Source organism: Mesorhizobium sp. M0074, assembly GCF_040322975.1.
Classification (GTDB): Bacteria; Pseudomonadota; Alphaproteobacteria; order Rhizobiales; family Rhizobiaceae; genus Mesorhizobium.
Window position 1 is genome coordinate 199,973 of sequence record NZ_JAMYUM010000002.1, and the last position, 19,365, is coordinate 219,337.

The window sequence follows — 19,365 nt, forward strand, 5'->3', positions numbered from 1 at the left end:
GGGTGTGCAGCGCTAGCCGGCAGAGTAATCGCTCGAGCCTTGGCCGCCGGTCAGACGACGACGACCGGATTCTTCTTGGAGACGCGGCTGTAGAGATCGATGATGTCCTGGTTGATCAGGCGCACGCAGCCCGACGACATCGCCTGGCCGATGCTCCACCATTCGGGCGAGCCGTGGATGCGATAGCCGGTGTCGCTGCCGTTCTGATAGATGTAGAGGGCACGCGCGCCGAGCGGATTGTCGAGGCCGCCCGGCTGTCCGCTTTGCCATTTCACCAGTTCCGGCCTGCGGGCGATCATCTCGGGCGGTGGGGTCCAGACCGGCCATTCCTTGCCGTACTGGATGTTGGCGCGGCCGGACCAGCGGAACCCGTCCTTGCCGATGCCGACGCCGTAACGGATCGCATCGCCGCCGGACTGCACCAGATAGAGCAGCCGTTCCTGCGAGTGAACGACGATGGTGCCGGGTTGCTCGCCGGTCGGATCGACGACGATCTGGCGGCGGAACTCCGGCTTGACCTTGAGATAGGGCACTTCCGGCACATTGAAGCCACCGTCGGTGAGCGAAGCGTACATCACGTCGGGGCTGGTGATGTTCTTGTCGACGCTGATACTCGGACGGATGGGCCGGATCGAGCCGGTGGTGACGTCGTCGAGCTGCAGCGACGGCAGATCCAGCGTCTGGCTGCAGCCGGCGACGCCGAGCAGCGCCAGCGCACCGGCGCCGGACAGCACCGTGCGGCGGGAAAGCTGTATTTCGGTTTCGATTGCGTCGCCGTTGTGCGGCAGCGACAGACCTTGCGGCAACTCACGCATTTACCCAAACCCTACGCTGTCGGCGGGAAACACGATCCGGCCGGATAGCAGGCATTTTCACCAATCATGGTTGAAAAAGCGTGAAGGCCGGCCGCCTGGCGTTAACGAGGGGCTTTTTCGATTTTTGCCTCTTTACATCTGCGCGGGACCAAGGATTTATCCTCTTCTTTGAGCTCAAGGAGAAGAAAATGTCCTTCGAAAACTGGGCCGCCTTTGCCGCCGCCTCGGCAGTCCTTCTGGTCATTCCAGGTCCGACCATCCTGCTGGTGGTGTCCTATGCGCTCGGCCAGGGCTGGCGCACCGCGCTGCCGATGGCAGTCGGCGTGGCGCTCGGCGACTTCACCGCGATGACATTGTCGATGCTGGGCATCGGCGCGCTGCTGGCGGCGTCCGCCACCGTATTCACCGTGCTGAAGGTGATCGGCGCCGGCTATCTGATCTATCTCGGCATCAAGCTGTTTCGCGCCGGCGGCGCGCTCCGGGCCGAACCGCGCACCGATGCGGTGTCGTCGGCGAAAATGATGGCGCATGCCTGGCTGGTTACCGCGCTCAATCCGAAAAGCATCACCTTTTTTGTCGCCTTCCTGCCGCAGTTCCTCGACCGGCATGCGGATTTCTGGACACAGATGCTGATCTTCGAGACGACCTTCCTGGCGCTCGCCTTCGCCAATGCCTTCGGTTATGCGCTGATCGCCGCAAGGGCGCGCAACGTGGTGCGCAACCCAAAGGCGATCCGCATCTTCAACCGCACCGGCGGCACGCTGCTGGTCGGCGCCGGCATCGCGACAGTGGCGATGCGCTCGGGCAACTGAGGACAGACCATGGCGGTGAGCGATGCATTCGGCCTGACACTGTCTGGCGCGACGGAGGCCGGGCTCTCGTCCTACAGCCGGGCTGTTCGCGAATTGCAGTGCTTCATCGGCGATCCGGTCGGTTCCATTGACCGGGCAATCGCCGAAGATCCCGGCTTCGTCATGGCGCATGTGTTCAAGGGTTATCTCTTTGGCCTTGCCACCGAGCGCGAAGCGACGGCGGTGGCCAAGGCATGTCACGAGGCGGCGCTGCCGCTTGCCGCGACGACGCGCGAGCAGGCGCATGTCGCCGCCCTTGGCTACCTTGCGGATGGACGCTGGCACGAGGCCGCCCGCGTGCTGGAGGATATCGCCATCGAGTTTCCGCTCGATGCGCTGGCGCTGCAGACCGGCCACCAGATCGACTTCTTCACCGGCAATGCGCGCATGCTGCGCGACCGCATCGGCCGCGCGCTGCCGTCCTGGCAGAGCGGCATGCCGGGCTATCACGCCATACTCGGGATGCAGGCCTTCGGGCTGGAAGAAATGGGCGACTACGCGCGCGCCGAAAAACTTGGCCGCACGGCGGTGGATCTCGAGCCGCGCGACGGCTGGGCCCAGCATGCGGTGGCCCATGTCATGGAGATGCAGAGCCGGCAGAAGGACGGCATTCTGTGGATGCGCGCCAATCCCGAAGCGTGGACGCGGGAAAGCTTCCTGCAGGTGCATAATTGGTGGCATCTGGCGCTGTTCCATTATGATCTCGGCGAGACCGACGAGGTGCTGGCGCTCTACGACGGGCCGATCTATGGCGAGCGCTCGAAGCTGGCGCTCAACATGGTCGATGCCTCGGCGATCCTGTGGCGGCTGCATCTCGGCGGCGTCGATGTCGGCGAGCGCTGGACGGCACTCGCCGCCAACTGGTTGCCCAAGGCGAGCGCCGGCCATTATGCCTTCAACGACGCCCACGCGATGATGGCGTTTGTCGGCGCCGGCCTCGAAGCGCCGGCCCGCGGCTTGCTCGAGGCGCAGCGCGAGGCGATCCGCGGCAAGGACGACAACGCTGCTTTCACCAGGGATGTCGGCCAGCCCCTGACGCTCGCCATCAAGGCATTCGGCGAGGGCAATTATGCCGGGACGATACGCCTGATCCGGCCGATCCGGGCAATCGCCCATCGCTTCGGCGGCAGCCACGCACAACGCGACGTCATCGACCTGACGCTGATCGAGGCGGCATTGCGTTCCGGTGATGGCGCGCTGGCGAGGGCGCTTGCGGCGGAACGCGCGCTGGCACGGCCGGACAGCCCGTTGTCGGCACTGTTTTCACGGCGTGCAACCGCTCTCGCGGCGAATTGACCAAGGCCACATCTTGCCTTAAAAACTGCCCCGGCCAGATTTTTTCGAGCGTCGAAAAAATCTTCGCGTGTTGACCGGGGTGCGTTTCCGGCGGCACGATTGCCGGGATATCTTCGCCGCCCGTGTCACAGGACTGGGCAGGGAAGCAAGAAAGACCGTCGCCGCCAGGCATGACGGACATGGGAGGAAACATGTATCTCGGCCTCGATCTCGGCACGTCGGGCGTCAAGGCGCTGCTGATCGATGCAAGGCAGAGCATCGTCGGTTCCGGCCATGCACCGCTCGACGTGTCGCGCCCGCATCCCGGCTGGTCCGAGCAGAACCCGGCCGACTGGATCCGCGCCTGCGAAGCGGCGGTCGGCGAGCTGCGGTCAATGCATGCGAAGGAACTCGCGGCGGTCAAAGGCATCGGCCTTTCCGGCCATATGCATGGCGCCACTCTGCTCGATGCCGCCGATCAGGTGCTGCGCCCCTGCATCCTATGGAACGATACACGCAGCCACGCCGAGGCGGCCGCGCTCGACGCCGACCCGCGCTTTCGCAAGCTAACCGGCAACATCGTCTTTCCCGGTTTCACCGCGCCAAAGCTGGCCTGGGTCAAGAACAACGAACCGGCTGTTTTCGCCAAGGTGGCAAAGGTCCTGCTGCCGAAGGACTTTTTGCGGCTCTGGCTCGCCGGCGAGCATATTTCGGAAATGTCGGATTCGGCTGGCACGTCGTGGCTCGATGTCGGCAAACGAGCCTGGTCCGCCGAACTGCTCGCCGCCACATCGCTCGACGAAAGCCAGATGCCGTCGCTGGTCGAAGGCACGGCCAAGGCCGGTGCCTTGCGCGCCGAACTGGCCGCGAAATGGGGCATGCAGGCGGGCATCCCGATCGCCGGCGGTGCCGGCGACAATGCGGCTTCGGCCTGCGGCATGGGCACGGTCGGCGCCGGGCAGGCGTTCGTCTCGCTCGGCACGTCCGGCGTGCTTTTCGCCGCCAACGCGTCGTATCTGCCCAACCCGGAAAGCGCCGTGCACACATTCTGCCACGCACTGCCCGGCACCTGGCACCAGATGGGCGTCATCCTGTCGGCAACCGATTCGCTCAACTGGCTGTCGGGGATCGCTGGAAAAAGCGCCGGCGAGTTGACCGCCGAACTCGGCGATGCGCTGCAGGCGCCGGCCGGTGTCTCCTTCCTGCCGTACCTGTCAGGCGAGCGGACGCCTCACAATGATTCCGTCATTCGGGGCGCGTTTACCGGGCTTGCCCACGAATCCGGCCGCGCGGCGCTGACCCAGGCCGTGCTCGAAGGCGTCGCTTTCGCTTTCCGCGACAGCCTCGAAGCTCTGGCCAAAGCCGGCACGACGCTGACCCGGGTGACGGCGATCGGCGGCGGCTCGCGCTCGCGCTATTGGCTGAAGGCCATCGCCACAGCGCTTGGCCTGCCAGTCGATATTCCAGCCGACGGCGATTTCGGCGCTGCCTTTGGCGCGGCCCGACTTGGCCTGATCGCGGCGACCGGTGCCGATCCGCGCGCCGTCTGCGCGGCGCCGGCGACCGACGCCACGGTCGAGCCGGTCGCCGCCCTCGGTGACGCCTATGCGCAAGCCTATCAGCGCTATCGCCAGCTTTATCCGGCGATCAGAGGCGCCACGGCGTGAACGGTTTCCCGCCCACGCCGCGGCCTGCCGAGAAGGCCTCATTGTGCCGGCACTTTGTCGAGAAAGCCGGTGACGCTTTTCAGCCGGCCATTTTCGATGACGCCGATATCCGTGCCTTCGATGACGGATTCGATGCCGTCCGGCCCAAGATTCCACGAAAAGCGGATGGTATCGGCGAAGCCGTCCGGCTTGCCTTTCAGCGAGAACCTAAAGCCGGCAAAGCGCTGCTGCACGCCGTCGATCAGCGCCGCGATGCCGTCATGGCCGTCGCCCCGCATGATCGGATCGCGATAGCCGACGTCCTCGGTGAAGGTTGCCTCGAGCAAGGCTTTTCTGCGCGCGTCGTCGCTCTCGTTCCAGGCGGCGATGTAGTTTTCGGCAATGGTGTTGAGGTCGGTCATGGTCTGTCTCCTTCGTTGGGTGGCTTTGACATGAGCCTTTTCGACCAGCTTCAGCGCGAAACCAATTACGCCTGAGGTAATCAGGCCGAACCATGCGAGAGGAAAAGAACATGAGCAGCGGTTTTTTCGGCGACATCCAACAGATCAAATACGAGGGACCGGATTCGACCAATCCGCTGGCCTACCGGTTCTACAATCCCGACGAGATCGTCGCCGGCAAGCGGCTGGAAGACCATCTGCGCTTTGCCGTCGCTTATTGGCATTCCTTCGCCTGGCCGGGCGGCGATCCGTTCGGCGGCCAGACGTTCGACCGGCCATGGTTCCCCAAGGCCGGCGGCACCGACACCATGGAGCTGGCCAAACTCAAGGCCGACGTCGCCTTCGAGATGTTTTCGCTGCTGGGCGCGCCTTATTTCTGCTTCCACGATGCCGACGTGCGGCCGGAGGGCCGGGACTTTTCCGAAAGTGCGGCGCGGCTCGACGAGATCGCCGATTACTTCTCGGGAAAGATGAAGCAGACCGGCGTCAAGCTGCTGTGGGGCACGGCCAACCTGTTCTCCAACCGCCGCTTCATGTCAGGCGCCGCCACCAATCCCGATCCGGACGTCTTTGCCTATTCGGCGGCGACGGTGAAACACTGCATCGACGTCACCAAGCGGCTGAACGGCGAGAACTACGTGCTGTGGGGCGGCCGCGAGGGCTATGAGACGCTGCTCAACACCGACCTTGCCCGCGAACAGGAACAGGCCGGCCGTTTCCTCAACCTGGTCGTCGATTACAAGCACAGGATCGGCTTCGAAGGCACCATCCTGATCGAGCCGAAGCCGCAGGAGCCGACCAAGCACCAGTACGATTACGACGTCGCCACCGTCTACGGCTTCCTCAAGCGTTTCGGACTGGAGAACGAGGTCAAGCTCAACATCGAGCAAGGCCACGCCATCCTGGCCGGCCATTCGTTCGAGCATGAACTGGCGCTGGCCAATGCGCTCGGCATTTTCGGCTCGATCGATATGAACCGCAACGACTACCAGTCGGGCTGGGATACCGACCAGTTCCCGAACAATGTACCGGAGATGGCACTCGCCTATTATCAGGTGCTGCAGGCCGGCGGCTTCAAGACCGGCGGCACCAATTTCGACGCCAAGCTCAGGCGCCAGTCGCTCGATCCGCAGGACCTGCTGATTGGCCACATCGGCGGCATGGATTGTTGCGCCCGCGGCCTCAAGGCGGCAGCGCGCATGGTCGAGGACAAGGCGCTGTCCGCCCCGCTCGCCGAGCGCTATGCCGGCTGGGATTCGACCGAGGCCAAGGCGATGCTTGCCGGCAAGCGTACGCTCGAGGAGGTCGCTGAGCGCGTCGTCAAGGAGAAGATCGAGCCGCAGCCCAGATCCGGCCGCCAGGAATTGCTCGAAAACATCGTTAATCGGTACGTCTGAGGCGTACCGTTCTCACGGCCGCATTGTTCAGCGGCCGCCGGCTAAAGACGGCTTTCCGCGGGGCTGAACCGACGAAGGTTTTGCCCCGTGTGAAACTCGCGTGGCCTGTTCGCTGACCGGGTCTGGCGCGCCTTAGCCGTGATCGAGGCCTCTCAGGTAGGCGCAAAACATGTCGGCCATGGCGTTGGCGTAGACTTCAATCTCCGCGGGGGTTCGGGGCAACTCCGAGAACTGCTTCCCCACCGTGCTGAGGGTCGTCATGACCAGGTCGCCGGCCAATTCGCGAGTCACTTGCGCGGCGTTGGGCAACGCCTCCTGCATGAAGAGCTGGATGGTGCGGTCTCCGGACGCCCTTGCCGTCTGCGCCTCGGGCGCGTCGCGGTAAAGCGGTGCGGCGTCGTCGAGCGCCACACGCACCGCAGCCTCGTCACACTCCGAGCGGAGGAAGGCGTGGACCAGGTCGCGCAGCCGGTCAAGCGGCGGTTTCCTGATATCCTCGAGGATGTCACGCAGCAAATCGGTCGTCTGCCGCCATTCGTCGCTCTGGAGCCGGAACAGGATCGCCGCCTTGTTCGGAAAATACTGATACAGCGATCCGACGCTGACGCCGGCCTTCTCGGCCACCCGTGCCGTGGTGAAGCGCTGCGCGCCTTCCTTCGCCAAAACCTGAACAGCAGCCTGCAAAATCGCAGCGACGAGCTCCGCCGAGCGGGCTTGCTTGGGCTGTTTTCGCGAGGAAATCCGGGAGCTTCGGTGATCGCTCATTGAGGGGCGCGCCAATGCGATTAGTAAATGCGAATGATTAGTCGTATTTTGAATGCCGCACAAGAACGCATTCCATTCCGACTGGAGACCGATATGACCATACTGACGACAACGCCGCTCGCGCCCCTGCTGGACCGCCTGTTCGAGGAAGCCGCTGCCGCAACGAGCCCCGCGGTGGCGGAACTCTCGGCCGAGGAGCGGAGCCGCCTCATTCGAAGCAAGACCGAATACCTCGATTTCTATGGGCGGCTAAAGGACCTCTGGCTTCCCGTCTCGCGAGAGACCGGCATGCTGCTCTACATGCTGGCACGAGGCAGCGGCGCAAGGACGATCGTTGAATTTGGAACCTCGTTCGGCATCTCGACCCTGCACCTTGCCGCAGCCTTGCGGGACAATGGCGGCGGCCGCCGCCTGATCACCAGCGAGTTCGAGCCATCCAAGGTCGCGCGCGCGAGGAGTAACCTGACAGCAGGCGGTCTCATTGACATGGTGGAAATCCGCGAAGGAGACGCGCTGCAAACATTAAGCGTCGATCTTCCCGAAAGCGTCGACCTGCTTCTGCTCGACGGCGCCAAAGCGCTCTATCCCGAGATCTTGAGTCTGGTTGAAAGCCGCCTCAGGCCGGGCGCCTTCGTCGTTGCCGACAACGCAGATCTTTGCCCCGAATACCTCGAGCGGGTGCGCTCGACCGGGAGTGGCTACATGTCCACGCCGTTCGGCGAGGATGTTGAACTGTCGATGCGGCTTGGCTGAAGCAGCGCCTGACCTGCCGGGACGATCGTGCCCAAGATGGGCGGCGGCGGACAAAACTTTGCCCGGCATCGCCCATCAATCGCCTCGCTCTTGCCTTCAAACAGCCGTCACGAACCTCCTATAGTGTGGTTCGTGGCGGGATTCAGAAAGAAGGAGGCGAAACGATATGCAGCACGAACGCGAAATCGACGCCCTGCTCTCATCTGGCGAGGCTGGATCGATCATCGACCGGCTGATGGCGCTGCCGCACCCGAAACAAGGTGCGCTGAGTGCAAACGAATGGGATCGCGCGGTCGCCAGCCGCTTCGAGACCCATCTTGCGAGACAGATGCGCTCGCAGATCGACGGCAGCAGCGACCGCCAGGACGCTGCCTGATCTACCTTTGTCTATGCATGTCGTTATCCCAAAACCGCTCCGCACCCTCGGGTCAAGCCCGTGGCCAGGCTTTTGGGCGACATGCATTATCCCCGACGCAGCCTGACCGGCGCTTCGCCGAACGCTCTTGAAAACGCTCTGGAAAATGCCGCGGCGGACGAAAACCCCGTTCGCCCGGCAATGTCCGCCATGGCGATGCGCGTGTCGACCACCAGCCGGCGCGCGGCGCCGAGGCGCAGCCTGAGGTAATAAGCGCCGGGCGTTTCGCCGATCGACTTGCGAAAGATGCTTTCCAGCGTCCGTGCCGTCACCCCGGCGCGCTTTGCCACGGCGGCGACAGTCAGCGGCTGGTCGACATGCGCTTCCATCAGCCGGATGGCTTGCGCCAGCCTGGGATCGTAGCCGTCGAGACGGCCGAGCGAGACCAGCGGTTGCGCGTCCGTCGCGGCGCGCGCCTGGTCGTAGATGAAGACGCTCGCGACATCGAGCGCCACGGCCATGCCGAGCCGCGTGCGGATCAGATGCAGCATCAGGTCGAAGGTCGGCGAGGCGCCGCCGGTGGTGAACACCGGGCCATCGATGACGTAGCGGTCGGGGCGCACGTCGACGCCGGGAAAGGCCGACGAGAAATCCTCCATGTCCTCCCAGTGGGTGGTGGCGCTGCGCCCCTCCAGCAGACCCGCGCGGGCAACCAGCCAGGTGCCGGCCTCGACGCCGCCGCAGGCGCGTGCCGCGCGCGCCGCCCGGCGCAGTCCGGACAGCAGGGCCGATGTGGCGTAGTTCTGCGTGCCGAAGCCGGCGACGACGACCAGCATATCGGTTGTGTCAGCCGCATCGAAGCGGCCGCTGACCGCCACCGGCAGGCCGCATGTGGTGACCGGCGCCTCGCCTGTCACCGAGACCAGCCTGAAATCGAACAGCGTCTCACCGGCAATGCGGTTGGCGGCGCGCAACGGATCGACGGCCGACGCGACGCACATGATCGACGAGCCGGCGAATACCAGCAGCGTTACCTTGAGCGGCAAACGCTCGGCCCGAAAGATCGTCGGTTTTTCGTTTTTGGTCACACGATCTTCGTAAAACGCAAAACAGTTTCCGGCAAGTCAGGCATTCTTGCCCTACGTTCTATTGGGAGAGAGTCCGATGCCGTTAGCGATGAACCGTGAGGTTTTCATTACCTGTGCCGTGACCGGGTCCGGCGGTTCGCAGGACCGCAGCCCGCATGTGCCGCGCTCGCCCAGAGAGATCGCCGATTCGGCTATCGAGGCGGCAAAGGCAGGTGCTGCAATCGTGCACTGCCATGTGCGCGATCCCGAGACCGGCAAGCCTAGGCGCGACGTGCATCTCTATCGCGAAGTAACCGAGCGCATCCGCGCGGCGGACGTCGACGTGGTGCTGAACCTGACCGCCGGCATGGGGGGTGACATGGTATTCGGCCCGCCGGAGAAGCCGCTGCCGCTGAACGAAAAAGGCACGGACATGGGCGGCGCGAGCAACCGCATGGAACATGTGAGCCAGTGCCTGCCGGAAATCTGCACGCTCGATTGCGGCACCATGAATTTCGCCGAGGCCGATTATGTCATGACCAATACGCCCGGCATGCTGCGTGCCATGGGCGGCATGATGACGGCGCTCGGCGTCAAGCCGGAGATCGAGGCCTTCGACACCGGGCATCTGTGGTTCGCCAAGCAATTGGTCGAGGAAGAAGTGCTGAAGCCGGACGCGCTGGTGCAATTGTGCATGGGCGTGCCGTGGGGCGCGCCGGACGACCTCAACACCTTCATGGCCATGGTCAACAATGTACCGTCGACCTGGAACTGGTCGGCCTTTGCCATTGGCCGCAACCAGATGGCCTATGTCGCGGCCGCGGTGCTGGCTGGCGGCAATGTCCGCGTCGGACTGGAGGATAATCTCTGGCTCGACAAGGGCGTGCTGGCGACCAATGCGCAGCTGGTCGAGCGGGCGGTCAGCATCGTGTCGAATATGGGCGCCAGGGTCATCGGCCCGGAAGAAGTCCGCAAGAAGCTGAACCTGACGAAGCGGGCACCGCTTTGAAAAGCCGGTAGCCGGTTGGGAGGAGCCGCCGATGAAGACCGTGAAATTCACCGCCATGAAGGACGGCGACCGCGAGGACTATGCCTTCCTCACCGAGCACGAGATCGACTATGCGGCAAAGACCGGCGAGCGGCTGCTCGACGCGCTCGTCCAGCTTGATGCGGGCCTCTCGGGCTACAAGATCACCCGGCTCGGCCATTCACTGCAAGCGGCAACACGGGCCTGGCGCGACGGCGCCGACACCGACTGGATTGCCTGCGCCTTGCTGCACGATATTGGCGACATCTACGCGCCCTATAACCACGACGAGTATGCGGCGTCGATCCTGAAGCCTTTTGTGCGCGAGCAATGCACCTGGGTGGTGGAGAAGCACGGCGATTTCCAGCGCCTCTATTACGCCCACCACCTCGGCGGCAATCCACACGCCCGCGACCGTTTCGCCGGGCACATCTACTTCGACGATTGCGATAAGTTTTGCGAACGCTGGGATCAGTCGAGCTTCGATCCCGACTACGAGACATTGCCGATCGATTTCTTCCGGCCCTTCGTGCTCGAAGTGTTCGCGCGCAAGGCCTATGACGCATCCGTGATCCGTGCCGGCGAGCGTGTCGCCCTCACCGACCCCGCAACAGCCCGCACAAGAACCGGAGCTTCCGCATGAGCATCATCAACAAGGCGGCCGCGATCGGCGGCGGCGTCATCGGCGCCGGCTGGGTGGCGCGGCTGCTGCTCAACGGCATCGACGTGTCGATCTTCGATCCCGATCCCGAGGCGTCACGCAAGGTCGGCGAGGTGATGAAGGGCGCACGCCGCGCCTACAAGCAGATGCTGCCCGGCGGCCTGCCGAAAGAGGGCAAGCTTACCTTCGCCAAGACGATCGCCGAGGCGGTGGCCGACGCCGACTTCATCCAGGAAAGCGTGCCGGAGCGGCTCGACCTGAAGCACCGCGTGCTGGCCGAGATCGACCTTTATGCACCGGCCAACGCCATTATCGGCTCCTCCACCTCCGGCATCAAACCGACCGACATGCAGGTGGCGATGAAGAAGCACCCGGAGCGGCTGGTCGTCGGCCATCCGTTCAACCCCGTCTATCTGCTGCCGCTGGTCGAAATCGTCGGCGGCGAACAGACCTTTCCCGAGGCGATCGAAGTCGCCAAGGAGATGTATGCCTCGATCGGCATGAAGCCGGTGGTGATCCGCAAGGAGATCGAAGCGTTCGTCGGCGACCGGCTGCTCGAAGCGGCCTGGCGCGAGGCGCTGTGGCTGGTCAAGGACGGCATCTGCACGGTCGAGGAGCTCGACGACATCATGCGCTACGGCTTCGGCCTGCGCTGGGCGCAGATGGGCATGTTCCAGGTCTATCGCGTCGCCGGCGGCGAGGCCGGCATGCGCCACTTCATGGCGCAGTTCGGCCCGTGCCTGAAATGGCCGTGGACCAAGCTGATGGACGTGCCGGAGTTCAACGATGAGCTGGTCGAGCTGATCGCGACGCAGTCGGACGACCAGGCGCACGGTCTGTCGATCCGCGAGCTCGAAAAGATCCGCGACGACAATCTGGTCGCCATCATGGAGGCACTGTCGAAGCAGAACAAAGGCAAAGGCTGGGGTGCCGGCGCCCTGCATAAGGACTACACCAGGCAGCTGGCCAAGCTCGCGGCCAAGAAGCCCACCGCCTCCAAGGCGGCCGAAAAGGCCAAGGCTGAAAAGCCGAAGAAAAGGAAGAAAGGCTGAGACCATGGATTTTGGTCTTTCGGAGGAGCAGAAGCTCATCGTCGAGACGACGCGGGCCTTCGTCGAGAACGAGCTTTACCCGCATGAGCGCGAAGTAGAGCGTACCGGCGTGCTGCGCCGCGAGCTGATCGAGGAGATCAAGGCCAAGGCGATCGAAGCCGGCCTCTATGCCGCCAACATGCCGGCCGATGTCGGCGGCGCCGGGCTCGATACGGTGACCTGGCTGCTCTATGAAAAGGAACTCGGCCGCGCCAATTACGCGCTGCATTGGACCTGCGTGGCGCGGCCTTCGAACATCCTCCTTGCCGGCACGCCGGAGCAGCGCGAAAAATATCTGTTTCCCTGCATTCGCGGCGAGAAATGGGATTGCCTGGCAATGACCGAGCCGGGCGCCGGCTCCGATCTGCGCGGCATGAAGGCAACCGCCGTGCAAGACGGCGACGACTGGGTGCTGAACGGCACCAAGCATTTCATCAGCCACGCGGACCTCGCCGATTTCGCCATCGTCTTCATGGCCTCGGGTGAGGAAGAGTCTTCGCGTGGAAAACGCAAGAAGATCACCGCCTTTTTCGTCGACAAGGGCACCAAGGGTTTCACCGTGCGCGACGGCTACCGCAACGTCTCGCATCGCGGCTACACCAACGCCATCCTCGAATTCGACGATTGCCGGTTGCCGGCCAGTCAGGTTCTGGGCGAGGTCCACAAAGGCTTCGACGTCGCCAATTCATGGCTTGGCGCGACGCGCCTGCAGGTCGGCGCCACCTGCCTTGGCCGTGCCGAGCGGGCGCTTGGCCATGCCATCGAATATGCCGCGCAGCGCCAGCAGTTCGGCCAGCCGATCGGCAAGTTCCAGGGCGTGTCGTTCAAGCTCGCCGACATGGCGACCGAGCTGAAGGCCGCCGACCTGATGGTGTTCGAAGCCGGCTGGAAGTACGATCAGGGTACCGTCACCGACCAGGACATGGCCATGGCCAAGCTGAAGGCCACCGAAATGCTCGCCTTTGTCGCCGACGAGGCGATCCAGATCCATGGCGGCATGGGGCTGATGGACGATTTGCCGCTCGAGCGCATCTGGCGCGACGCCCGCGTCGAGCGCATCTGGGAAGGCACTTCGGAAATCCAGCGCCACATCATCTCGCGGGCGCTGCTGCGCCCGTTCGGGGGCTAGAGCATGATCCCAAAAAGTGGAAACCGGTTTTTGGAAAAGATCATGCTCCAACGAAAAGATGACGATGCACAAACTTGAACGTCTTTTGCGCCCACGAACGATCGCGGTCTTCGGTGGTGCGCAGGCTGCCGCCGTCGTCGCGCAATCGATCAAGATGGGCTTTGCCGGCGAGATCTGGCCGGTGCATCCGAGCAAGGCCGAGGTCGCCGGCCGCAAGGCCTATCGCTCGGCGGCCGAATTGCCCGGTGCGCCGGATGCCGCTTTCGTCGGCGTCAACCGGCACTTGACCATCGAAGTGGTCAAGGCACTGGCCGAGCGCGGCGCCGGCGGTGCGGTCTGCTTCGCCGCCGGCTTCCTCGAAACCGAGGCCTATGACGAGGACGGCGAGCGGCTGCAGGCCGAGCTGGTCGCGGCGGCGGGCCAAATGCCAATCATCGGGCCGAACTGCTACGGGCTCATCAACTATGCCGACGGCGCGCTTTTGTGGCCCGACCAGCATGGCGGCATCAGGCTGCCAGAAGACGGTCGCGGCGTTGCCATCATCACCCAGTCGTCGAACATCGCCATCAATATGACGATGCAGAAGCGCGGCCTGCCGATCGCCTTTCTGATGACCGCCGGCAACCAGGCGCAGACCGGGCTTTCCGAAATGGCGCTCGGCCTGATCGAGGACGACCGTGTCACCGCGCTCGGCTTGCATATCGAGGCTTTCGATTCGGTAGCCGGCTTCGAAAGGCTGGCGGCACGGGCGCGCGAGCTGAAAAAGCCTGTCATCGCCATGAAGGTCGGCCGCTCCGAGCAGGCGCGGCAGGCGGCCGTTTCCCATACCGCGTCGCTGGCCGGCTCGGACGCAGCGTCCGGCGCCTTCCTGAAGCGGCTCGGCATCGCGCGCATCGATTCGATCCCGGCCTTCATCGAGGCGCTCAAGCTGCTGCACGTCACCGGCCCCCTGCCCGGCTACCGGCTGTCGTCGATGAGCTGTTCGGGCGGCGAGGCGTCGGTGATGGCCGACAGCGCCGAAGACCGCTGGGTGACGTTTCCGCCACTCACCCCCGAGCACCGCGCGCATGTCAAATCGACGCTCGGGCCGCTGGTCGCGGTGGCCAACCCGCTCGACTACCACACCTTCATCTGGAACAACGAGCCGGCGATGACCGCCACCTTCACCGCGATGGTGTCGGGCGGCTTCGACCTCAACATGCTGGTGCTCGATTTCCCGCGCCCCGACCGCTGCTCGGACACCGACTGGTGGGCGACGCTGCGCGCCTTCGAAGTGGCGCTGAAGACCAACAGCGCGCAAGGCGCGATCGTCTCCTCGCTGCCGGAGAACCTGCCCGAGGAATACACTGCCGGCCTGATGGCGCGGGGCATGGTGCCGCTGTTCGGCATCTCCGAAGCCATGGACGCCGCCCAGGCGGCGGCCTTCATCGGCTGGGCCTGGCGCGAGCCGCAGGCGCAGCCGATCGACACTTCGGCGTCCGGCGCGCCGGCCGGCGACCATGTCACGCCGGACGAGGCCGAGGCGAAGGCGCGGCTCATCGAGGCCGGGCTCCCCGTGCCGAAGGGCGAGCGCGCCGGCAACGCGGTCGAAGCTGTCATCTCCTCGATGGCGCTCGGCTTCCCGGTGGCGCTGAAGGCCCTTGGTGTCATCCACAAGTCCGAGCTCGACGCGGTCCGGCTCAATTTGAGGGATGCCGAATCCGTCAGCACCGCCGCCCACGATCTCGGCCCGCTCGGCACGGGCCTTTATGTCGAGCGCATGGTGCGCGACGGCGTCGCCGAGCTGCTCGTCGGCTTCACCCGCGACCCGATGTTCGGCGCGGTGATGACGCTCGGCACCGGCGGCGTGCTGGTCGAGCTGTTGCGCGACAGCGTCACGCTGATGCTGCCGGCGACCCGCGACGATATCGAGGCCGCTTTGCGCGGGCTGAAACTGTTCCCGCTGCTCGACGGCTATCGCGGTCGGCCGAAGGCCGATGTTGCAGCGGCAATCGATGCGATATCTGGCATTGCCGCTTTCGTGCAGCAAAACGCCGGCGAGATCGAGGAACTCGACATCAATCCGCTGATCGTCTGCACCGAAGGCAAGGGCGCCTGGATCGCCGATGCGCTGCTGGTACTTGGAGACAAGAAGAATGTCTGAAATCATTTCGACCCGCCGCGAAGGCGCTGTCCTCGAAGTCACGCTCGACCGGCCCAAGGCCAATGCCATCGACCTGAAGACGTCGCGGCTGATGGGCGAGACTTTCAAGGCGTTTCGCGACGATCCCGACTTGCGCGTCGCCATCGTCAAGACCGCCGGTGACAAGTTCTTCTGCGCCGGCTGGGACCTGAAGGCCGCGGCCTGCGGCGACGCGGTCGACGGCGACTACGGCGTCGGCGGCTTTGGCGGGCTGCAGGAACTGCGCGACCTCAACAAGCCGGTGATCGCCTGCGTCAACGGCATGGCGGTCGGCGGCGGCTTCGAACTGGCGCTATCCTGCGACCTCATCTATGCGTCGGACCACTCCTCCTTCGCGCTGCCCGAAATCCGCGCCGGCACGCTTGCCGATGCGGCGACGATCAAGCTGCCGAAGCGTATCCCCTACCATGTCGCCATGGACCTTCTGCTCACCGGCCGCTGGATGGATGTCGCCGAGGCGCATCGATGGGGGCTGGTCAACGAGGTGCTGCCCAAGGAAAGACTGGAGGACCGCGTCTGGGAGATCGCGCGGCTGCTCGCCAGCGGCCCGCCGCTGGTCTTCGCCGCGATCAAGGAGACGGCCCGGGTCGCAGAATCGCTGACTTTCCAGGACGCGATGAACCGGGTGACGCGCCGGCAACTGTCGACGGTTGACGCACTCTACGGCTCGGAGGACAATCTCGAGGGCTTTCGCGCCTTTGCCGAGAAGCGCGATCCGGTGTGGAAGGGGAAGTAGTGGTATTGCAGGAATGATGGCGCTCACCCCCCTCTGTCCTGCCGGACATCTCCCCCTCAAGGGGGGAGATTGGATGTCATCATCGCTTTCGCGAATTGTCGACGCCGGAGAAAAGGCGGTTTCGCCGAAGCTGCCGATCTCCCCCCTTGAGGGGGAGATGGCCGGCAGGCCAGAGGGGGGTGTTCAGGCGGATTCATTGCGATCCATTCAGCGCCCATGACCGACTACAAAACCCTCATCGACGCCGAGACCTGGGCCTTCATCGAGCGGACCAATTCTTATTATCCGCCCGATACGATCGACTACACCGTCGCCGAGCAGCGCCAGATCTACAACCGGATGTGCCGCGAGTTCTTTGCCGGCTATCCCCAAGGCGTCACGGCGGAAACCACCGCCATTGCCACACCCTGGCACATTCCGATCCGCGTCTACCGCGCCCCGGCGCCGGAAGCGGCGGCGATGGTGCTTTATTTCCATGGCGGCGGTTTTATCCTCGGCGGGCTCGACAGCCATGACGACCTCTGCGCCGAGCTTTGCAGCCGCACCGGCTATGAAGTGGTTTCGGTCGACTACCGGCTGGCGCCTGAGCACCTTCATCCGGCCGCCTTCGACGACGCCATCTGCGCCTTCGAATGGGCGGCGGCGACTTACGAGCGTCCTGTCCTGCTCTGCGGCGACAGTGCCGGCGGCAATCTCGCCGCCGCTGTCAGCCACGCAACGCGCGGCCATGCGCGCAAGCCGATCGGCCAGATCCTGGTCTATCCCGGCCTTGGCGGCGACAGCTCCGCCGGTTCCTACGTCACCCACGCGGAAGCGCCGATGCTTACCGCGCGCGACCTCGTTTTCTACAGGGACATCAGGACCGGCGGCGAGGATCGCACCGGCGATCTCACTCTGTGGCCGCTCGCCGACGCCGAGTTCGCCAATCTGCCGCCCACCGTCGTGATCACCGCTGAATGCGACCCGCTGTCGTCGGACGGCGAAGCCTATCGCGACCGCATCGTTGCCGCGGGCGGGCGCGCCTGGTGGCTTGAGGAGCCGGGGCTGGTGCATGGCTATTTGCGCGCCAGGCACGCGGCCGGCCGCGCCCGCTCGAGCTTTACCCGGATTGTCGATGCGGTAGCGATTTTGGGAAGGGGCGAGTGGATCTGGTGAGGGATGTCTTCCCGACCAGAACGGGCCTTTGTCGGCCGGTACAGCTCTATTTGCGGCGGCGTCGCCGGCCGGAAACCTGCTTCAGCCAAGGTCCTAAATGAAAGCCGCTCATCAGCAGGTACATCGGGACCATGCCGCCCAGCGGTGACGCCTCTTGCCCGGTCGAGCACATCATGTCCGGCGCGCCGCCGAGAAGCGTCAGCAGCGCCATGGTTGCGAAGGTCGGCGCGGCCGCAAAGGACAGCCAATCGGCTGCACTATGGCCGGCCGGGGTCGCATCGCCGGTGGATCCGCCTGCATGAATCTCGCTCATGTCCGTAGTCCTACATAGCGAGCGGGATGCGGTCGAACCGTGCATCCCGCTCCATCCATTTGCCCTAGCCGCATTTCCGCGACGCCAAAGACGTTCTATTCGGTGCGGTTCCGGAACGCGGCCTCTCCGGCGTCCGACACCTCGACCCACTTTTTGTCGGGAACGGCTTCGGCGCCGTAATTGTCGTGCCAGTTCCACCACTTGTACGTCGGCGTCTGCGGATAGCCCTCGGGCGAATCCTCCCAAACCTCCTGGCGGCCGAGCGGCGACAGGTCGAGATAGCTCCATACGGTCCCCATCGCCTCGTCGCCGCGGTTGTTGATGAAGTAGGTACGGAACACGCGATCGCCATCGCGGATGAACACGTTATGGCCGTGCCATTCGTCAACGCCGAAGTCGGCATCGAAGCTGTCGGTGATGGTGTACCAGGGCATCTTCCAGTCCATCCGCGCCTTCAGCCGCGCAATGTCGGCCTGCGGTGCGCGCGAGGCGTAGGCAAGCGTGGTGTCGCGGGCGTTCAGATGGGCAAGATTGCCGACCTGGTCCGCCCCCAGCGAGCAGCCGCGGCAAGCGTGGTCGGGCCAGCCGAATACGCCGGGCTCGAAGAAAGCGCGGTAGACGATCAGTTGACGGCGGCCCTCGAACAGGTCGAGCAGGCTCACCTTTCCGTCAGGCCCTTCGAACGTATAGGTCTTCTCCACCGCCATCCACGGCATCCGCCGGCGCTCGGCGGCCAGTGCGTCGCGAGCCCGGGTCACGGTCTTCTCCTTCACGAGCAACTGCTGGCGCGCGGCCTCCCACGCGTCAGGCGAAACGACCGGTGGTGTCTTCATCGCGAGCCGCGTCGTCTGCTCGCCTGTGCCATTCTGATGTGCCGTCATTGTGCATCTCCCTTGTTGGTTTGTCGCCGCAGGCGCGACGGGTTGGGTCGTGAGCCAGGATAGGGGCGATAGCGGATTGGCGAGAGTGACAAGTGTGACGCGATTCCGACGGGTCCGCTGATCACGGCCAATTTCGCCGCCGGCGACGCCCCTGCGCTCATTCGTGCCCGGACTGCTGAATGGGCCGAGCGCCGGCCAGATAGCGGTCATTGTCAAACGGCTCGGCCTGGTTGCTATCCGGACTCCACAGCTGCCGGTGGGTTCGGGTAAGATCGCCGAGGTAGACATGCAGCGCACCCGATCGCGCACCGCTCGTATTCGCAACCGCATGAACGGTATTTGACGCCATGTGCACCACGGCAGGCGCTGCGATGTCCTGCCTTTCGGGAACATCGAGTTCGCTGCCGGCAACGGGATAGATGAAGTTCGTCTCGCTGCCCTTGTAGATGCCGATCAAGGCATCCATCAGGTGGTTGTGAGGCGGGTACTGCAGGCCGGGCGACAGAGTGATGTGATAGATCGTCAGGTTCGGACTCGCATGCAGAAGCACCTCGTCGTCGTCTTCTTCGTGAGCGAGTGTTCCCGATGCGTGAAAGCGGTTGGTGTAGTCGCCCAGGACCGTCCTTACCGCTTCGAGGGGATCTGGCCCTTTCGCTGCATTGACGATATCATCGGCAACGGCGTAGAGGGGCGAGTTGGCGGGTAAAGGCATATCAGTTATCCTCCCTGAGATGCTCAGATTATCAATCTGAGATGCTCACGCTAGCGAATGCTGATGCCAGCGTCAACGGGACAGCCAGACGGA

General features: G+C 64.4%; 20 protein-coding genes. 13 read left to right on the forward strand and 7 right to left on the reverse strand.

Annotated features, from left to right (window positions below; genetic code table 11):
- Positions 1-50: 50 nt before the first annotated feature.
- Positions 51-815: a L,D-transpeptidase gene (locus tag NKJ73_RS03940; protein WP_352568429.1), complete on the reverse strand. Its 765-nt coding sequence runs from the start codon at positions 813-815 to the stop codon at positions 51-53.
- Between the two features lie 188 nt (positions 816-1,003).
- On the opposite strand from NKJ73_RS03940, the gene NKJ73_RS03945 reads away from it, so the two are divergent.
- The 3 genes from NKJ73_RS03945 (at position 1,004) to xylB (ending at position 4,608) form a co-directional block, all read left to right on the forward strand.
- Positions 1,004-1,627 (forward strand): LysE family translocator, encoded by a 624-nt coding sequence (locus NKJ73_RS03945; protein ID WP_352568431.1) that lies wholly within the window; start codon positions 1,004-1,006, stop codon positions 1,625-1,627.
- A 9-nt stretch (positions 1,628-1,636) separates the two neighbouring features.
- A complete protein-coding gene (locus NKJ73_RS03950; protein WP_352568433.1) occupies positions 1,637-2,962 on the forward strand; it encodes a tetratricopeptide repeat protein in 1,326 nt (441 codons plus the stop codon).
- A gap of 191 nt (positions 2,963-3,153) precedes the next feature.
- A complete protein-coding gene (gene xylB / locus NKJ73_RS03955; protein WP_352568569.1) occupies positions 3,154-4,608 on the forward strand; it encodes a xylulokinase in 1,455 nt (484 codons plus the stop codon).
- 38 nt (positions 4,609-4,646) lie between these two features.
- Here xylB and NKJ73_RS03960 read toward each other — a convergent pair whose 3' ends face one another.
- Complete coding sequence (locus NKJ73_RS03960; RefSeq protein ID WP_352568435.1) at positions 4,647-5,009, reverse strand: nuclear transport factor 2 family protein; 363 nt, start codon at positions 5,007-5,009, stop codon at positions 4,647-4,649.
- Positions 5,010-5,119: 110 nt separating this feature from the next.
- Here NKJ73_RS03960 and xylA point away from each other — a divergent pair, with 110 nt between their 5' ends.
- Entirely contained in the window at positions 5,120-6,445 is a 1,326-nt protein-coding gene (gene xylA / locus NKJ73_RS03965; RefSeq protein WP_352568437.1) for a xylose isomerase, read from the forward strand.
- A 132-nt stretch (positions 6,446-6,577) separates the two neighbouring features.
- Here xylA and NKJ73_RS03970 read toward each other — a convergent pair whose 3' ends face one another.
- Positions 6,578-7,210, reverse strand: coding sequence for a TetR/AcrR family transcriptional regulator (locus tag NKJ73_RS03970; protein WP_352568570.1), 633 nt, complete (start codon positions 7,208-7,210; stop codon positions 6,578-6,580).
- Between the two features lie 93 nt (positions 7,211-7,303).
- Here NKJ73_RS03970 and NKJ73_RS03975 point away from each other — a divergent pair, with 93 nt between their 5' ends.
- Both NKJ73_RS03975 and NKJ73_RS03980 read left to right on the forward strand, forming a co-directional pair.
- Positions 7,304-7,963 (forward strand): O-methyltransferase, encoded by a 660-nt coding sequence (locus NKJ73_RS03975; RefSeq protein WP_352568439.1) that lies wholly within the window; start codon positions 7,304-7,306, stop codon positions 7,961-7,963.
- Between the two features lie 166 nt (positions 7,964-8,129).
- Entirely contained in the window at positions 8,130-8,339 is a 210-nt protein-coding gene (locus NKJ73_RS03980; RefSeq protein ID WP_023680243.1) for a hypothetical protein, read from the forward strand.
- A gap of 86 nt (positions 8,340-8,425) precedes the next feature.
- On the opposite strand, the gene NKJ73_RS03985 is transcribed toward NKJ73_RS03980, so the two are convergent.
- On the reverse strand, positions 8,426-9,406 hold the full coding sequence (locus tag NKJ73_RS03985; protein WP_352568441.1) for a GlxA family transcriptional regulator: 981 nt from the start codon (positions 9,404-9,406) through the stop codon (positions 8,426-8,428).
- A gap of 76 nt (positions 9,407-9,482) precedes the next feature.
- On the opposite strand from NKJ73_RS03985, the gene bcoG reads away from it, so the two are divergent.
- The 7 genes from bcoG to NKJ73_RS04020 all read left to right on the forward strand — a co-directional run bounded on the left by bcoG (position 9,483) and on the right by NKJ73_RS04020 (position 17,366).
- Positions 9,483-10,394, forward strand: coding sequence for a 3-dehydrocarnitine:acetyl-CoA trimethylamine transferase BcoG (bcoG, locus tag NKJ73_RS03990; protein WP_352568443.1), 912 nt, complete (start codon positions 9,483-9,485; stop codon positions 10,392-10,394).
- Positions 10,395-10,425: 31 nt separating this feature from the next.
- Positions 10,426-11,055, forward strand: coding sequence for an HD domain-containing protein (locus tag NKJ73_RS03995; protein WP_023677594.1), 630 nt, complete (start codon positions 10,426-10,428; stop codon positions 11,053-11,055).
- Positions 11,052-12,125: a carnitine 3-dehydrogenase gene (locus NKJ73_RS04000; protein ID WP_352568444.1), complete on the forward strand. Its 1,074-nt coding sequence runs from the start codon at positions 11,052-11,054 to the stop codon at positions 12,123-12,125. Before NKJ73_RS03995 ends, NKJ73_RS04000 begins: the two co-directional genes overlap by 4 nt.
- A gap of 4 nt (positions 12,126-12,129) precedes the next feature.
- Positions 12,130-13,293, forward strand: a complete 1,164-nt coding sequence (locus tag NKJ73_RS04005; protein ID WP_352472541.1) for an acyl-CoA dehydrogenase family protein — start codon at positions 12,130-12,132, stop codon at positions 13,291-13,293.
- A 64-nt stretch (positions 13,294-13,357) separates the two neighbouring features.
- Positions 13,358-15,436 (forward strand): acetate--CoA ligase family protein, encoded by a 2,079-nt coding sequence (locus NKJ73_RS04010; RefSeq protein ID WP_352568446.1) that lies wholly within the window; start codon positions 13,358-13,360, stop codon positions 15,434-15,436.
- The gene (locus NKJ73_RS04015; RefSeq protein ID WP_352568448.1) at positions 15,429-16,211 is read left to right on the forward strand and encodes a carnitinyl-CoA dehydratase; all 783 of its coding nucleotides are present in this window, start codon (positions 15,429-15,431) and stop codon (positions 16,209-16,211) included. The genes NKJ73_RS04010 and NKJ73_RS04015 overlap by 8 nt, the downstream gene beginning before the upstream one ends.
- A 216-nt stretch (positions 16,212-16,427) precedes the next feature.
- Positions 16,428-17,366, forward strand: a complete 939-nt coding sequence (locus NKJ73_RS04020; RefSeq protein WP_352568450.1) for an alpha/beta hydrolase — start codon at positions 16,428-16,430, stop codon at positions 17,364-17,366.
- Positions 17,367-17,412: 46 nt separating this feature from the next.
- Here NKJ73_RS04020 and NKJ73_RS04025 read toward each other — a convergent pair whose 3' ends face one another.
- The 3 genes from NKJ73_RS04025 to NKJ73_RS04035 all read right to left on the reverse strand — a co-directional run bounded on the left by NKJ73_RS04025 (position 17,413) and on the right by NKJ73_RS04035 (position 19,272).
- Positions 17,413-17,679: a hypothetical protein gene (locus NKJ73_RS04025; protein ID WP_352464611.1), complete on the reverse strand. Its 267-nt coding sequence runs from the start codon at positions 17,677-17,679 to the stop codon at positions 17,413-17,415.
- Between the two features lie 95 nt (positions 17,680-17,774).
- A complete protein-coding gene (locus tag NKJ73_RS04030) occupies positions 17,775-18,560 on the reverse strand; it encodes a DUF899 domain-containing protein (protein ID WP_023677589.1) in 786 nt (261 codons plus the stop codon).
- Positions 18,561-18,717: 157 nt separating this feature from the next.
- The gene (locus NKJ73_RS04035; RefSeq protein WP_352568452.1) at positions 18,718-19,272 is read right to left on the reverse strand and encodes an autotransporter; all 555 of its coding nucleotides are present in this window, start codon (positions 19,270-19,272) and stop codon (positions 18,718-18,720) included.
- Positions 19,273-19,365 lie beyond the last annotated feature (93 nt).

Coding starts and splice junctions, on each gene's coding strand:
- NKJ73_RS03940 (WP_352568429.1), bottom strand. CDS start 815: ATGCGTGAGTTGCCGCAAGGTCTGTCGCTGCCGCACAACGGCGACGCA.
- NKJ73_RS03945 (WP_352568431.1), top strand. CDS start 1,004: ATGTCCTTCGAAAACTGGGCCGCCTTTGCCGCCGCCTCGGCAGTCCTT.
- NKJ73_RS03950 (WP_352568433.1), top strand. CDS start 1,637: ATGGCGGTGAGCGATGCATTCGGCCTGACACTGTCTGGCGCGACGGAG.
- xylB (WP_352568569.1), top strand. CDS start 3,154: ATGTATCTCGGCCTCGATCTCGGCACGTCGGGCGTCAAGGCGCTGCTG.
- NKJ73_RS03960 (WP_352568435.1), bottom strand. CDS start 5,009: ATGACCGACCTCAACACCATTGCCGAAAACTACATCGCCGCCTGGAAC.
- xylA (WP_352568437.1), top strand. CDS start 5,120: ATGAGCAGCGGTTTTTTCGGCGACATCCAACAGATCAAATACGAGGGA.
- NKJ73_RS03970 (WP_352568570.1), bottom strand. CDS start 7,210: ATGAGCGATCACCGAAGCTCCCGGATTTCCTCGCGAAAACAGCCCAAG.
- NKJ73_RS03975 (WP_352568439.1), top strand. CDS start 7,304: ATGACCATACTGACGACAACGCCGCTCGCGCCCCTGCTGGACCGCCTG.
- NKJ73_RS03980 (WP_023680243.1), top strand. CDS start 8,130: ATGCAGCACGAACGCGAAATCGACGCCCTGCTCTCATCTGGCGAGGCT.
- bcoG (WP_352568443.1), top strand. CDS start 9,483: ATGCCGTTAGCGATGAACCGTGAGGTTTTCATTACCTGTGCCGTGACC.
- NKJ73_RS03995 (WP_023677594.1), top strand. CDS start 10,426: ATGAAGACCGTGAAATTCACCGCCATGAAGGACGGCGACCGCGAGGAC.
- NKJ73_RS04000 (WP_352568444.1), top strand. CDS start 11,052: ATGAGCATCATCAACAAGGCGGCCGCGATCGGCGGCGGCGTCATCGGC.
- NKJ73_RS04005 (WP_352472541.1), top strand. CDS start 12,130: ATGGATTTTGGTCTTTCGGAGGAGCAGAAGCTCATCGTCGAGACGACG.
- NKJ73_RS04010 (WP_352568446.1), top strand. CDS start 13,358: ATGCACAAACTTGAACGTCTTTTGCGCCCACGAACGATCGCGGTCTTC.
- NKJ73_RS04015 (WP_352568448.1), top strand. CDS start 15,429: ATGTCTGAAATCATTTCGACCCGCCGCGAAGGCGCTGTCCTCGAAGTC.
- NKJ73_RS04020 (WP_352568450.1), top strand. CDS start 16,428: ATGACCGACTACAAAACCCTCATCGACGCCGAGACCTGGGCCTTCATC.
- NKJ73_RS04025 (WP_352464611.1), bottom strand. CDS start 17,679: ATGAGCGAGATTCATGCAGGCGGATCCACCGGCGATGCGACCCCGGCC.
- NKJ73_RS04030 (WP_023677589.1), bottom strand. CDS start 18,560: ATGACGGCACATCAGAATGGCACAGGCGAGCAGACGACGCGGCTCGCG.
- NKJ73_RS04035 (WP_352568452.1), bottom strand. CDS start 19,272: ATGCCTTTACCCGCCAACTCGCCCCTCTACGCCGTTGCCGATGATATC.